A 13425-nucleotide genomic window follows, 5' to 3' on the forward strand; every position below is an offset into this window, starting at 1 on the left:
CAATTGGCGGGGGTCTCTTGACCCCAGGGTTAAGCGACTACCAGCCGTTCCACACTGAGTTCCGTTCACCGCCGATAAACGCGATCACAGGGACCTTACATCCTCATGCGATGCGGGACACCCGGTTCGTTGTACAAGTTCTGTTCCAACCCGTTATCGGAGAGCCAGTCAGACAGTGGTGGTGGCGTCGACGAGCACGTAAACACTCCAAATACCTCAGAGGCGACAAAGAGACGCTGACTGGTTCGCGGGCCCCATCACCTCGGGAGCGAAGACAGGCCAACATGATAGACGAGAAGGTTGGCAATCGACGGTTCTGGACATCAATCCGCTTCTTAGTAATCGGAGCAGGAGACTACACGATAAGCCGAGAGAAGGAACTTGCTGGCGCTTTCAACCTGTACGAGAATCCGGTCAACGGTCAGTACTTAGGGCTATACAAACTCCGAAGCTTCCGACAGAAACCGTTCTTAGAGTTCACACACGCGGTGTGCGATCGACGGTTCGCAGGATACAGTCTCAAGTTCCAAACTTCGATTGACGAACTCGCAGCCTTCACTTCAATACCCGACCGGAGACAGCAGAATATCAGGTACGCACAGCCATGAATCCCGAAGACAGCAGAAAACTCATAGAAAACAGTGGGAGGAGGAGTAGGACAGTTCTGGGTACTCGGACTAGTCTCCTCGGTGTTGAAGAACAGGTCGTGGTTCGTGACAGCCATCGTTTGCTCCACGTCCTCGTACAAGGCGAGACTGGGGAAGGAAAGACAGCGCAGATGGTGAACACGGCGTTACAGGATTGTTTCAAAGGCAAGGGCATCGCCGTGATAGTTCCGAAAGGGAACGCGGTCGACGAACTCCTAAGGAAGATACCTGAAGAGAGGCTGGATGACGTCGTCTACATCAACCCGGCTGCTGGTTCTGCAGCGATCAACGTGTTAGAGCCGCATATCACACCGGGGATGTCGGAAGCCCAGAAAACACGTCAAAAGGAGATCATCGTCTCCGACCTCATCGACTTGTTCCGAAGACAGAGTGAGAACTGGGGAGACCGCTTCGGACGCATACTCGAAACCCTACTACACGCACACATCGAGGCCAACATCCGAAACTCCGAGAGCAAAACCCTACTTGATGTCTTCGAGTCAATCACCGACTCCGAGAAACTGATAGCACTAATCGATGGAACCCGTGACGTCGTTGTACGTGAGCAACTGGTCCGTGTCCACGAGGATTTGAGCAGCTACGAACTCGAACCACTCCAACGCCGATTAAACGACTTCCTCATCAACCCCACACTACGACGGTTCGTCTCCCAAAAGAGCAGCTTCAACGTACGAGAGGCAGTCAACCAAGGCAAGATCATACTCGTCGACATCCAGAAAGGCGAACTCGGAGACAAAGTCACACAACTCATCGGCAGCATCGTCATCACCCAAATCTGGGCAGCAACACAAAGCCGAATCACCCAACCACCCAATCGACGCACACCGTTCTACCTCTACATCGATGAACTGCAGAACTTCGGTGGAGAAGACGGCAACTTCGTCAAAATCCTATCCGAAGCACGTGAGTACCGTCTCGGCTGCTGGCTCATCACACAGTACCTCGACCAACTACCCCGTGAAATGCAGAAAGCAGTCTCTACTAACTGCCGTACCAAGATAGTCTTCAACCCCGATGGCAGCAACAAAGCACACCTCTCAAAGTGGCTCAACGGCATCAACACGAAAGAACTCAACCGATTAGGCCGATTCAGAGCAGCAATCCAAACACCTGCAGAAGGTCGCAGTGAGCGAGCAGCAGTCTTCACCACAACCCTACCACCCTGGAAACCCAGAGAAGACAGAGACCTCGGGAAAATCAAGAAGCGAGCAACCCCCGAAGGCACACCCATAGAAGAGCTAAGTCTGATCTCCATTGGACAGGGAAACAACGCCGGAGGGAAACACCACAGAGAACTGCTCACTGAGGCCAAGGCTCGACTGGAAGACTCCGAGTGCGACGTAGAAATCTTATACCAATACAGTGGTGCAGACCGTCCCGACGCCATCGTAAAACTCCCCAGTGGAGAGATTGCACACTTGGAGGCAGAACACTCGACACTGTCCAAACCCAGCAAAGTACTGGAAAACCTCCGGCGAGGACAAAAGAAGGGCAAAGAGGTCATCTTCGCCGTCCAAACCGGGAACAAAGACAAACTCGCGAACATCCTCGAAGATCCCGTCAACCGGAATGGCGACGACCACCAAGACGAGAATGGAAGCTACAGTCACTACACCGACTCCAATGGACACCTCGTCACCGATGTTCAAAACCTGAAAAACGCAGACTACCGCATCATAGAAATCGACGTCAAATACGACAAACCGGAGTGCCCCGAACTCGAACACCACTCCTCTAATGATCTCCAGAACTTCTGCCTATACCGCTCCGACAAGCACTGCACCAAACTCCAAATCAACTGCGTACTCACACAGTAATGACCGACGAACTACCCCTCCGGGACAAAGACCTGACCGTACTCCAGTGCATCAGCGAGGGCAAAGATGACATCCAGAAAATCACCTCTGCAACCACCCTAGAAAACCACGAAGTCAACTACTGCTTCACCAAACTCGAAAAGCACGGACTACTCAAAATACGCCGCACAGATGGCTACACCACCCGGATTGTCAACGGTCAGAAACGCACTTTCAAAGCGCCAAAAAGAGCAGAACTCACAAAAAGCGGGAAACAACATCTCGAAAAACGCCAAGAATCCGAAATACATTGGTTCGAGTATATCAGTCAAGAAGAAATTATCCAGTTGGTTCGACGGCAAGAGCAACGAATTGAACGATTGGAGACTGCAGTTGAAATGCTGAGAGAAAGGTTCCAGAAGAACATTTGATTAAGTCTTCTCAGAGAGCTAGATTCTATTTGGTGATTATTTTTGTTCCGAAGACCTCATCGAACTCCAGAGTTCCGTAGTAGAAGATTCGTAGCCAAACCGTTTGCAGCTTTTCTCTAATTTCATCTTCATCCATTCTATCAAAGTTGTCGAATTGTTCTCGGAGGAAATCACGCGTTGTTTCCTCAATTTTGACATTAACAATGTCATTCTCCACTTGGTATTCTTTGATTTCAGGAGGTTGGTCAACATCAAACAGTACTAAGACAGAGAAGTCACGTGAGTTGTCTTTGTAAACTGGGATCGTTGTCGAGTTGGTTTTATAACCGCCAATGGCGTTTTCGGAATCCCCAAATTCGTCATCAAACCGGGAATCATTGAGAAGGCTACGTCTGGCTCTATATCCCGATATGACTATTGCCTTTACTACGTTGTCCTCACAGACCTCTTCCAAGACGTCTAAAAGCTCATCATGAGACTCAATTTTCGTTTCTGAAACACCGTCCTCTAACCAGGTGTCTAAGATAGTCCGAATATGATTTCTGGCCTTTTGGTCCAAGTAATGGACATATTCAGTAGGCGAATTTTCTATCAAGGCGCCTTTTGGGAACAACTGATTGTATCCTGAAGCCTCCACATCTATATCCCCACTGTACTCTTCGATACCTAACCAGCCAAGGTCAGAAAACACCTGACGGAGAGCAAACTGGTTTGTGAACTCCTCAATATAATTTTCCTCAAAGTTTTCAACCTTCTCAGGGTCTAAGTCCGCCTCAATGATGAAGTCCTCTTCTCTCCGTTCCAATACATCTTCCATATGATGATGGAGTGCAATGAATAGCTCTTTCCTCTCCTCAAAGCTATCTATGACCTCGTCAGGAATCTCAAATCGTTCCAGGTTTTCTTTTGAAACTCTATTGATTCCTTCTTCTAAATCAGGATATTCAAGTCGATCAATATCAAGCTGGGCAAGCGGATTGTTGCCTTCAGTTAGATTGTCTGTATCAAACTCTCTTGGGTCTAACAAGAGCAGACCCATCGCACAGAAGAACTCTTTTATCCAATCATCAACAGCAAGACTACGCATTTGAACTCCCTTGAAAATATCCGAATCATCGGATTCCCATCGGAAGAAATCTAGACGGGGTTCCTCAAGCAGTCTAAAGTACTCTTCCGTCAACACATCAAAAGAGGAGTAACGGGGTCTGACAGACTCGCTGTACATAGTGTTGAAAACTTCCTCACTCAACCCCCCCTCCTTGGCTGACTGGTATGCCCAAGCCGCAGCTACGAACCTTGTCCCATCAAACTCTGCTTGCAGTATTTCAATCGCCTCCTTCTGGCGCTGTTTATACTCAATCTCTTTTTTAAGACGCTCCCGTTCTTCTTCATTTTCAGATTCCTGGAGCTGCCACTCTAACTCGTGAATATCCATCTCAGGATTGATAGTAAAGAATGCGCCATCGCCAAGATTCCAGGCGTTGTTGAAAGTTGAAGCATCCTCATACTCAACGGAGCCTTGCAAAATGTTCTCTAATGTATCATAGAAACTGTCGAGGTCGGATACTGCTCCCTCCACTTCATCTATTGATCTAGCACGTTCCAAGGTAGCAACCAACATCGTCTGAAGGTTCTGGAAAGAAGATAGAAGTCCATGAATCAAATTTTGATTATGAGGATCGCTTGAGGCTAACGCACGATAGTAATATCCATACAACGCTACTGATTTGTCGAATAAGTGTGATTCTCCTTGACGGTGGTTGTGAAGTGAAATTCTAAATATCTCTCCTCGAATCAGGTTTATCAGTTCAGAGTTGCCGGTCGCTCCTGCTGCCTCAAATATACGATAGAATTCGCGGAAAATGCGATCTACAAGCGTAGATACTGGCTGAGGAGTACTACCATAATCAGAGATGACTTTTCGGTTCAGGTTGGTTGCATAATCAAGCAAACTTGTATACAAATTCAGATATGCTTCTAATCCTGCTGGGTTAAGGTCGTTAATTGCTTTTCTGGTGCTCTCACCAATCTGAGCCAGATTCCGGTTGACCGATTGGTCACCACTTAGCCACGGGCGCTCATCAACACAGTAAATTGCACTGCTTAGTTCATCTGCAAACGCATCAGGCAGCTCCAACCAGCGGTTTCTCTCTGAACCGATAAACACGACATCTTGACCAGATTGTAGCTCCCTGCCTAACTCAAAATCAACGTACAGAATCTCATCATGAGAAAGCGACTCTTCAGCATGTTCGCAGGCTCGTCGTAGCTTTTCAAGATTGATGTCAGAGATGTACCCATTCAAATCCAGTTCGTCTGCGGTGAATACACGTCCCTCTCTGTTTCGACCAACTACCACGAAATCAGGCAGACTGTCTGCGAGGATTGATTGAGAAATACTTTTTCGCTCACCATCTCGGAGCTGTAACTTGATCCCATGGCGAACCTGATCAAGGGTCATCTCGTCAAGTGGGTCGGAGAAAACCAACTTGGCAACTCGGTAGTATACGTACGCAATTCCGGTTACAGTGCCTGCAAACAGGAAGAAAGTGACATCAACAAAAATTGGATTGATATTTTCGGGAGCATGATAGAAGTAAAGGTATGAGACCACTCCAGACGATAAGAGCGAGAAGTAAATCACCGGCATTGCTCTTGAGGAAGCTAAAAACTCCTCAATTACTCCTTTACGGTACCGACTGCGATACACCTGGTCAAGAAGAAATATCAGAACAATAAAGCTGAGACTAGTAATCGTCAACTGGGCCTGCCAACCTGTTTCAATCGAACCTGTTTGTATCAATCCACCAAATGGTATAGTCAAATACGCCAATGAGAATGAGACTAGTATGCCAAGTGGGAGCACCCAAAGAATGCTCCAATGAGTGAGTAGTGACCTCTTACTTCGGAAAAAGTAGTAAAGGAACCAACGGTAGCCATTTGAATCAATTTCTCTTCGGAACGTCTTCCAACGTAGAGATTTTTTAGGATACAAGATCCAAGGGTTCCTGTCGTAGAATTTCCGGAGAGAAGGTCGAATCAGAAAGTAGAGAACTAGGAGTGCAAAACCTGTGACTACAATTACTGCCCCGATAGTCAACAAAGGTTCAATACTCCAACTTTCAGGCATTAGTCAGTAAGTCATGACTTTATTCATAAATAACTATTCTTCAAACTTCCAGTGAAGTTAAAACAGCCAATAATCAGCCTCGAGATTTTGAACGACTATCTGTTGTCTATTGGTTTTGCTGGGAGGAGGTGTCGGATTGATTCGTTTTGTTCGTATGCTGTGGATAGTGCTTGTGTGAAGTTTTCTGCGAACGTGTGGTGCTGTTCGTAGATTGGTTTGCTGAGTAGGTCTGGGTATTCATCCGCTAGTTCTCGTGGGGTTTCTTCTAGGATGCGTCTGCAGAAGTATGCGATTTCGGTGATGCCTTTGAAGAAGATCTCCGGTGTGTTTGCGGAGGTGTTTGTGATTTCGGTGACTTCTTTGTTGAAATCTTGGTTGGCGAAATCAGAGTCCAGAAGGGGGTCGTATTTGGATAGGTTCTTGATCGGGATTTTGTGCTCGCTTGCGATTATCCCGGTGTTACGGATGATGCAGGGTACACAGAAGCCGCAATTCTCTCCGCCGAACCGGGCGGTGTGTGGGCAAGAGACTGTTTTTGGAATGATTTCTGTGTCTTCGATTTCGTTTACGATCTCGGTCTTGGTTCTGTTTTCAAACGGGTTTTCTACTTGTATTGGTTTGTCGAGTGCCAGTTCCAGTATTTTGTTGAAGTAGGTGAGGAACAGCGGGGATACTGTTCGTGTAGTCATCCATCCGTCTGAGAGGATTAGGAATCTGGCCATGATTCCGTTCTCAAAGCACTGGACTTTGGTTATGTCTTGTGCTGAGGCGGCTGCTACTGCGAAGCTAAGGTGTAAGAGACCGCGTGAGAACTGGGTTGATTCTCCCCGTCCAGTGTATTTGGTTCGGTAGGTTTGGTGTGTTACTCCGATTTCGTCTGCTATTTTCTCTGCTTTAGATCCGATGCCGTGGCCGTAGTTTACTGTGACGTGGTCGGATTCTATGCCTCGTGAGAGGTTGTAGTAGATTCCTCCAGTGCTGTCCAGGCCGTCGGATAGTAGACTGATGGCCTCGTTCTCGCTGTGGGTTGTGGAGGTCTGGATTTCTCTCTGGGTTTCGACCTTTTGGAGGTCATATTCGATGATGTCGCGGGTCATGTGGGAGACCATCTCAGAGTAGAGCTCTTCCATCTCCGTGGTGGCCATCTCAGCAGAGAGAACCGAGATTTGTAGCTTGATGTTCCTTGTTTCAAGTCTGCTGTCGTCGACGTCGTCTTGGATATCGATGTCTCTGGATACTGCTTTGTCTGCTGCAAAAGTCGCGACCGCGATCTCAACGATGTCTAAAATTACGTTTGGGACTTCACCGTCAAAGGCATCGTCTACAAGAGAGTGGTCGTATTTGATGAATTCGTCTGAGCCTGCAGGTTTTCTTGAGGCGTAAGGAATGATTTCGATGATTTGGTCGAAGTCGGTCTCGTCAGATTCTCTTATTTCGTTGGAGATCCGGTCCTGGAATTCTGGGTGCCGCGATACGAAGAATTTGTTCGTGGTCATTCTAACTCCTCCAGGAATTCTTCGAGTTGGGTTTCCCACTCTCCGAATTTGTCGTCGATGGCTTCCTCAACTCGTTCTTCGACGTCTTCGTCTTCTAATCGTTGCAGGTCCCCGGATTCGATGACTTCCGAGACGACGTCGTCAGATTTCAGGTATTCAACTAGGTCTCTGGCCCAGTATTCACACCGCTCAAGCATTGCCTCGCGTTGGTTTTTCAGGAGCTGGTCTCCGTTGGTGCTAAGGTGGAGTTGTGTCCCGATATCGGAGACCTCGTCATCGTCTGATTTCAGCTCCTGCATTATGAATCGGAACAGGAATTGGCGGAAGTAGAGTACGAAGAGGCCTTCTGTGCCGTGTTGTTCAATGAATTCTTGGATGTTCTCTTCTGCCTCTTCTGAGTCGACGAATGGGTTTTCAGTCATCTTTTTTCGAACCTCCGTCCATCAAGGCGTCTGCTCCGTTGGAAATGACTGCGCCCAGCGTGTCTTTGGCTGCTTGTTCAGATGGTGCTCCGAAGTTGTTGTTGACCTCCTCAACTCCACGTCCTACGGTGTCGTTTTCTGCAGCGACGGAGACTGCTTGTTGTGAAGTATTTACGATCCCTCCTGCAGTGTGCCCAGCGATCTCGCTTTGTATCACGCTCTTTCCAGTTGCCTGAAGACCTGCCTGGAGTCCGTCTTGACTGGTTGTTTGAACGAATGTGTTCGTGTGTTTGAGATATGAGTAGGTGGTGACCTTTGCCGGGCCATTTGGTTGAACTGCCAATGCACCGGTCACAGCAATATCAACTGCAATCCTTGTTTTATCCGATTCTAAGGCCTGATTCATTCCTCTCTTTGCGTCCTGATACCCGAGACCAGAAGCAGCCGACGACGAAGCAGAAGCACTTCCCATTTCTACATTTTGAACTGTATTCTAAAAAACATAAAAATCTGTCTCAAACGCGGATATTCAACTGGGCTTAGCAGTGAAGCCAGGGGATAGTTTAATTATTGTTTTCTGCCTCATTTTAGGATGGAAAGATGTCTGATGTTGTTTTGAAGGGCGAGTTGCACACCAGTATGGGTGATTTAGAAGAGGAGAAAGAATTAGTGAAAGAAGGTTTTGATACGCTTGTTTTGGAGGGTCAGGCATCCGAGTCGGAGTACGGTTGGAGTGATGGTTGGTTCCAGATCTCGATTTCGGCTTTGTTCTGGATAATCGGTCGTGTCTATGTGTCAAAAGATATTCTACGAGATTTAGCCGAAGTTCAGGAGACAGGCCTTGTCTTTACGCGAGATGCTGATTCAGATCTTTTAGAGAATACTCCGTTTTTTATGCAGGTGTTTTCGGCGCTTGTGTTCTACACTTTGGTCCCGGGGAGTGTTGCAGCAGGGATTATATTTCCAAAGCTTTGGGGTGCAGTGATTCTCTTCTGTGGATTTGCACTTCCAGTGCTTGGAATCAGGATATACAATACCCAGAGGTCGAAGGGAGACAAGAACCGGGATAAGATAATCGCGGACAAGATCGCTGATGCCGCCGAAGAAGGGGATAGTGTGTTAGCAATCGTTGGTGAGAGCCATTCTGAGGGCGTAAAGAAACATTTACCCGACAGTATTGATCCAGATGTGCGTCCACCCGCATACAGTAGATTATCAAAACCTCATGTGAAAGAAGTAGCATTCCCTTTCTTCGAGATGATACTAGTCTTGTATTCGCTGTTCTTAGTGGTCTCTTCAGTAATGCTAAGGCTGGCTCAATTCGCACCTCAACTATAGATTCTTCTCTGGCTTGGTTTCTAAATTTCAGATGTGAACGAGGGGGGTCACTAATCAGCGTTGAAGACTAAGCTATTGACATGACCGAAGACGAGAAGGACTTCACAGAATTGTCTGATGAGGAGATAAGTGAGTTATCGGATGATTTTGTAGAAGGAATGCGTGAGGCAGTAGGTATTGCATTTGGTAGCGATGTATTCGGCGACATAGATGAAAATGAGAAAGAAGACCTTGGATCTCAGATTGAAAATCTCCTACTGAAGTATCGCGAGGCTATGAGCAAGGATTCGGAAGAAGAGCGAGCTATCGCTATGTATGAACTATATGATGAATTCTTAACTCAGAATTTCATGGCTCCTGAAGACGAGGGGGAGTTTGATAGCGGTGTTGAAGTCTTAGTTGGACAGATTCGTGATGTTCTGGAAGGAAACCGAAAGGGTCTCGAGGAGATTGGCTATGCCAAGTACTATGATTTGATGGATGAGTTTGCCAGAGAGATCGTTGAAGAGGGGAAATTAAGCGAAGTAAAGTCGTTCTTAGATAGTCAAGCAGATGGGTCTCAGGAAATGATTCTTCAGAGGTTGATGAATCCTGTTTTCACAGATTATCACGAGTATATAGAGGATCACCCGGAGATTACGGACGATAGCGAGGCCAGAAAATACGCTGAGATGTATTACGAATTAGCTGAGTTGACGAAAAAGTATCTTCCTCATTTCATCGCTGTTCTCCAGATTGTGCATGGCCGTGAGAACACATACGATAAGTTGAATCAGATGAGCTTGAATAATCTCCTTCAAAAACTTGAGAGTAAAAAATACGAGAGATTCAACGACCTTGCAAACGGCATCGATCGGAAACTTAGAAACTCTATCGCTCACCGTGACTTCAAGATCAACCCAATCAAGAAAGAAATCGAGTTCTACGACAGGGAAGAGCTTGTAGCAGAACTCAATTACTCAGAATTCCAAAACAAGGTATTCCACATATTAGCGGTATTCAACGCCGTATGGGTGTTTCAATTGATGCTAAGATACTACCGAATCCAGCATCTACCCAGAGCGTTTGAGGAACTTCGCGAAGAGATCGAGGAGTGAGGCTTAGAGGTGTAGTGGTTTGATGGCTTGTAGGTAGTGTTGGCGTGCTTGGTTTCTGTCGACGCGGGTGTAGATGTCCATTGTTTCGTCGTTGCTGTCGCCTCTGATGTAGCGGAGGATGTGGTCGGGCATTCCTTGGTTTCGCATGAGGGTGGTGAAGACGGTTCTGTAGGTGTGTGGTGTGAATTTTTTGTGGAACCGGGTTTCGCCTTGTTCCATAATTTGGGCTTGGACTGCGGCTTTGCGTATGCTGCGGCGGAGTTGTTCTCTGCCGACGCGTGTGCCGCGTATGGAGATGAAGAGGTAGTTTGAGGCGTCTTTTTTGCGGGTGAATTTGAAGCGTTGGATAGCTTGGATGGTTTCCTCGTCGATGGGTACGACGGTTTGTTTTCCGCCTTTTCTTTTGCGGAGGCGGATGAATCCGTCTTCGAGGTTGAGGTCCTCCATTTCGATTTCGAGTGCTTCGCTGAGTCTGCACCCTGTTTTGGCGAGGAGTATTGCTACGGTTTTGTTTCGGGGATCCGAGATGTTGTGGATGATTTGTTTTCCGTTTTCCCAGGTCGCACAATCAGGTCGGTCGTGGATTTGTTTGGGTATTTCCTCGAGGACGACGGCTGCGGGGTTGCCGGTGATGTTTTCGAAGCGTGGTCGTTTCATCGCGTAACTGAAAAACGCTGAGAGGCTTTCGAGGTACCTTCTCTTACTGTTTTGTGTGAGTCCGCGTTCTGTGAGGCGTGCGACGTACTCTTCGATGTGGTAGACCTGTGTTTCTCCCGGTGTGAGCTCGGGGAACTGTTCGTGGTAGAATTTTCTGAGGATGCGGCTGTAGGCGTTGAGTGTTCGGAGGCTGCGGCCTGTGATTTGTTTGCGTCGGAGGAAGTCGTTGATCTCCTCGTGTTTGTTCTCCTGTATCTGTCGTTCCCATTGTTCGCCCATCAGTTCTCACCTCCTTTCTGGGTGAGTCTCCAGCCGTGTCCACGTTCGTACTCTGCGATGTTTTGTTCTGCGAGGTAGTAGAGTTGGTTCTCGATGGGTCTCCGAAGTTGTCGGTCGACTGCTCCGCTGGCAACAACTCGTTTAAGCAGTTCTTCGAGGGGTTGGTATTCGGGTTTGAGGAACTGTTGTAGGAACTCGACGTCGTCTAACCTACTCGACTTTCCACGGTGGGAGTTGTTTTCTTTGAGTTCGCGGTGGAGTTTCTGGACTTCTGCTTCGAGTTCTTCTATCCGGTTTTCTGCTTGGTGGTGTGAGAGGAAGCCTTCGTTGCGGTATGCCCGTGCTTCTTGGATGAGTTCGTAGAGGTAGGTGGACCTGCTGCGCACCCCGTTTTCCTCGACTTCTTCGTCCCATTGTTCTATATCGGTTTTCGGACAGTATACGACGACTCTGTCCATTCCATCTTTTAACTTGAGTTTGTCTCTCCATGTTTCGTCTGCCATTTCATCGCCCTCCAAACTGGTGGCTACTGCTAGTCCTAGTAATGATCAGTATTTTTATAACTACGCATGGAGCGGACTGCTTTGAGTGCCGAGGCCACTTCTCAGAAGGTCCGACGGTGGAGGAGACCGTCGAGTCCGAGCGGCTTGACCGGGGTTATTGTGAGTCGAAGTAGCGACCGCGAACTCGCCGGTCGCGGACGTAGTGGCTGACGTACGCGCGGGCATACGTCAGGAACAGTGACAGGTATCCCTCGTCGCGCTCGCGGCGGGCGGAGGTCGCGACCTCGGTCTCCGGGTCGTAGACGACCTCACCGCGGTCCTTCAGCCGCAAGGAGAGTTCGGTGTCCTCCATGAACGGGAGCGTCTCGTCGAAGCCGCCGTGGGTCTCGAACACGTCGCGGCGGTAACTGCAGTTGAACGTCGGCTGTTGGACGAACCCCACGGGCCACGAGACGCGGTACCAGTAGTCCGAGAGGAGTTTGAACAGGACGCGGTGCCGGAGGGAGTCCTCGAGGGGGCGCGCGGGGCCGCCGACGCCGACGACGTTCGGGTCGTCGTAGTGTCGGCGGTGCGCGCGGACCCACGCGGCGGGAACGACCGTGTCGGCGTCGGTAAAGAGGACGACCTCGCCGGAGGCGGCGTCGACGCCGAGGTTGCGCGCGGCACCGGGGCCGCGCCCGTCGTCGCGGACGACCATATCGCAGGCGGGGTGGTCGCGAGCCACCTCGTCGGTGTGGTCCGAACCGGCGGCGACGACGACCACCTCTGCGGGCTGACCGTCGAGCGCCGAGAGACATCGCTGGAGGTTCGCGGGCTCTTCGTACGCGGGGACGACAACCGATAGTGTTGTCATTACTACACGAATCATAGCAACCAATTGAAACTTTTGTGGGTCGAATCGCTCGCGGGGGGCGGGCACGAGGCGCTCCCGGAGAGCGAACCACTTTTGGGTCGATTCGTGAAACGGACCCCATGCAGCGACTCGAGGAGTCCCTACACGAAGCGCCCATCATCGACAAGGACGGCTACTCCTACCTCGTCCACCCCATCAGCAACGGCGTGCCGATGCTCGACCCCCAGCTCCTGCGCGAGGTCGTCGTCGGCATCACCCGTGCCGCCGACCTCGACGTGGACAAAATCGTCGCGCCCGAGGCGATGGGCATCCACATCGCCACCGCGCTGTCCCTCCAGACGGACATCCCGCTCGTCGTCATCCGCAAGCGCGAGTACGGCCTCGACGGCGAGGTCGCGCTCCACCAGACGACCGGTTACTCCGAGTCGGAGATGTTCATCAACGACATCGAAGACGGGGACCGCGTGCTCGTCGTGGACGACCTGCTTTCGACCGGCGGGACGCTCGCGGCAATCTGCGGCGCGCTCGACGACATCGGCGCGGACATCTCCGACATCGTCGTCGCCATCCGGAAGGTCGGCGAAACCGCCCTCGACGACACCGACTACGAGGCGACGAGCCTCATCGACATCAGCGTCGACGAGCACGGCGTCGAGATTCACTGAACGGGCAACGCTCACGGTCGGGCGCGCGGACGATGCCCGCTCTCCGCTCCCGTTCGAAAAGTATGCACGAACATGGCTAATATGGTGTGT

At 49.7% G+C, this 13425-nt stretch carries 12 protein-coding genes; 5 read left to right on the forward strand and 7 right to left on the reverse strand.

Annotated features, from left to right (window positions below):
- Positions 1 to 604 precede the first annotated feature (604 nt).
- Together C454_RS10940 and C454_RS10945 are read left to right on the forward strand one after the other, a co-directional pair.
- Positions 605 to 2485, forward strand: coding sequence for a type IV secretory system conjugative DNA transfer family protein (locus tag C454_RS10940; RefSeq protein WP_049905109.1), 1881 nt, complete (start codon positions 605 to 607; stop codon positions 2483 to 2485).
- Positions 2485 to 2895, forward strand: a complete 411-nt coding sequence (locus tag C454_RS10945; RefSeq protein ID WP_004975554.1) for a hypothetical protein — start codon at positions 2485 to 2487, stop codon at positions 2893 to 2895. Before C454_RS10940 ends, C454_RS10945 begins: the two co-directional genes overlap by 1 nt.
- Positions 2896 to 2920: 25 nt before the next feature.
- Here C454_RS10945 and C454_RS20350 read toward each other — a convergent pair whose 3' ends face one another.
- The 4 genes from C454_RS20350 to C454_RS20355 all read right to left on the reverse strand — a co-directional run bounded on the left by C454_RS20350 (position 2921) and on the right by C454_RS20355 (position 8415).
- The gene (locus C454_RS20350; RefSeq protein WP_152421532.1) at positions 2921 to 6025 is read right to left on the reverse strand and encodes a hypothetical protein; all 3105 of its coding nucleotides are present in this window, start codon (positions 6023 to 6025) and stop codon (positions 2921 to 2923) included.
- A gap of 95 nt (positions 6026 to 6120) precedes the next feature.
- Positions 6121 to 7521: a 7-cyano-7-deazaguanine synthase gene (locus C454_RS10955; RefSeq protein WP_004975556.1), complete on the reverse strand. Its 1401-nt coding sequence runs from the start codon at positions 7519 to 7521 to the stop codon at positions 6121 to 6123.
- Complete coding sequence (locus tag C454_RS10960; protein WP_004975557.1) at positions 7518 to 7943, reverse strand: hypothetical protein; 426 nt, start codon at positions 7941 to 7943, stop codon at positions 7518 to 7520. The genes C454_RS10955 and C454_RS10960 overlap by 4 nt, the downstream gene beginning before the upstream one ends.
- Positions 7936 to 8415: a hypothetical protein gene (locus C454_RS20355; RefSeq protein ID WP_152421533.1), complete on the reverse strand. Its 480-nt coding sequence runs from the start codon at positions 8413 to 8415 to the stop codon at positions 7936 to 7938. Before C454_RS20355 ends, C454_RS10960 begins: the two co-directional genes overlap by 8 nt.
- A 128-nt stretch (positions 8416 to 8543) precedes the next feature.
- On the opposite strand from C454_RS20355, the gene C454_RS20360 reads away from it, so the two are divergent.
- Positions 8544 to 9281 (forward strand): hypothetical protein, encoded by a 738-nt coding sequence (locus tag C454_RS20360; protein ID WP_152421534.1) that lies wholly within the window; start codon positions 8544 to 8546, stop codon positions 9279 to 9281.
- Positions 9282 to 9361: 80 nt separating this feature from the next.
- Complete coding sequence (locus C454_RS10965; RefSeq protein ID WP_004975558.1) at positions 9362 to 10378, forward strand: hypothetical protein; 1017 nt, start codon at positions 9362 to 9364, stop codon at positions 10376 to 10378.
- A gap of 3 nt (positions 10379 to 10381) precedes the next feature.
- On the opposite strand, the gene C454_RS10970 is transcribed toward C454_RS10965, so the two are convergent.
- The 3 genes from C454_RS10970 to C454_RS10980 all read right to left on the reverse strand — a co-directional run bounded on the left by C454_RS10970 (position 10382) and on the right by C454_RS10980 (position 12670).
- Positions 10382 to 11314 (reverse strand): tyrosine-type recombinase/integrase, encoded by a 933-nt coding sequence (locus C454_RS10970; RefSeq protein ID WP_004975559.1) that lies wholly within the window; start codon positions 11312 to 11314, stop codon positions 10382 to 10384.
- Complete coding sequence (locus C454_RS10975) at positions 11314 to 11817, reverse strand: hypothetical protein (RefSeq protein ID WP_152421535.1); 504 nt, start codon at positions 11815 to 11817, stop codon at positions 11314 to 11316. Before C454_RS10975 ends, C454_RS10970 begins: the two co-directional genes overlap by 1 nt.
- Before the next feature lie 154 nt (positions 11818 to 11971).
- Positions 11972 to 12670: a glycosyltransferase gene (locus C454_RS10980; protein ID WP_049905111.1), complete on the reverse strand. Its 699-nt coding sequence runs from the start codon at positions 12668 to 12670 to the stop codon at positions 11972 to 11974.
- A gap of 119 nt (positions 12671 to 12789) precedes the next feature.
- Here C454_RS10980 and hpt point away from each other — a divergent pair, with 119 nt between their 5' ends.
- Positions 12790 to 13335, forward strand: a complete 546-nt coding sequence (gene hpt / locus C454_RS10985) for a hypoxanthine/guanine phosphoribosyltransferase (protein WP_004975562.1) — start codon at positions 12790 to 12792, stop codon at positions 13333 to 13335.
- Positions 13336 to 13425 lie beyond the last annotated feature (90 nt).

The organism is Haloferax gibbonsii ATCC 33959 (assembly GCF_000336775.1).
GTDB lineage: Archaea > Halobacteriota > Halobacteria > Halobacteriales > Haloferacaceae > Haloferax > Haloferax gibbonsii.

Excerpts from the sequence above, each read along its gene's own strand:
- C454_RS10940 (WP_049905109.1), top strand. The coding sequence starts at position 605 with ATGAATCCCGAAGACAGCAGAAAACTCATAGAAAACAGTGGGAGGAGG.
- C454_RS10945 (WP_004975554.1), top strand. The coding sequence starts at position 2,485 with ATGACCGACGAACTACCCCTCCGGGACAAAGACCTGACCGTACTCCAG.
- C454_RS20350 (WP_152421532.1), bottom strand. The coding sequence starts at position 6,025 with ATGCCTGAAAGTTGGAGTATTGAACCTTTGTTGACTATCGGGGCAGTA.
- C454_RS10955 (WP_004975556.1), bottom strand. The coding sequence starts at position 7,521 with ATGACCACGAACAAATTCTTCGTATCGCGGCACCCAGAATTCCAGGAC.
- C454_RS10960 (WP_004975557.1), bottom strand. The coding sequence starts at position 7,943 with ATGACTGAAAACCCATTCGTCGACTCAGAAGAGGCAGAAGAGAACATC.
- C454_RS20355 (WP_152421533.1), bottom strand. The coding sequence starts at position 8,415 with ATGGGAAGTGCTTCTGCTTCGTCGTCGGCTGCTTCTGGTCTCGGGTAT.
- C454_RS20360 (WP_152421534.1), top strand. The coding sequence starts at position 8,544 with ATGTCTGATGTTGTTTTGAAGGGCGAGTTGCACACCAGTATGGGTGAT.
- C454_RS10965 (WP_004975558.1), top strand. The coding sequence starts at position 9,362 with ATGACCGAAGACGAGAAGGACTTCACAGAATTGTCTGATGAGGAGATA.
- C454_RS10970 (WP_004975559.1), bottom strand. The coding sequence starts at position 11,314 with ATGGGCGAACAATGGGAACGACAGATACAGGAGAACAAACACGAGGAG.
- C454_RS10975 (WP_152421535.1), bottom strand. The coding sequence starts at position 11,817 with ATGGCAGACGAAACATGGAGAGACAAACTCAAGTTAAAAGATGGAATG.
- C454_RS10980 (WP_049905111.1), bottom strand. The coding sequence starts at position 12,670 with ATGACAACACTATCGGTTGTCGTCCCCGCGTACGAAGAGCCCGCGAAC.
- hpt (WP_004975562.1), top strand. The coding sequence starts at position 12,790 with ATGCAGCGACTCGAGGAGTCCCTACACGAAGCGCCCATCATCGACAAG.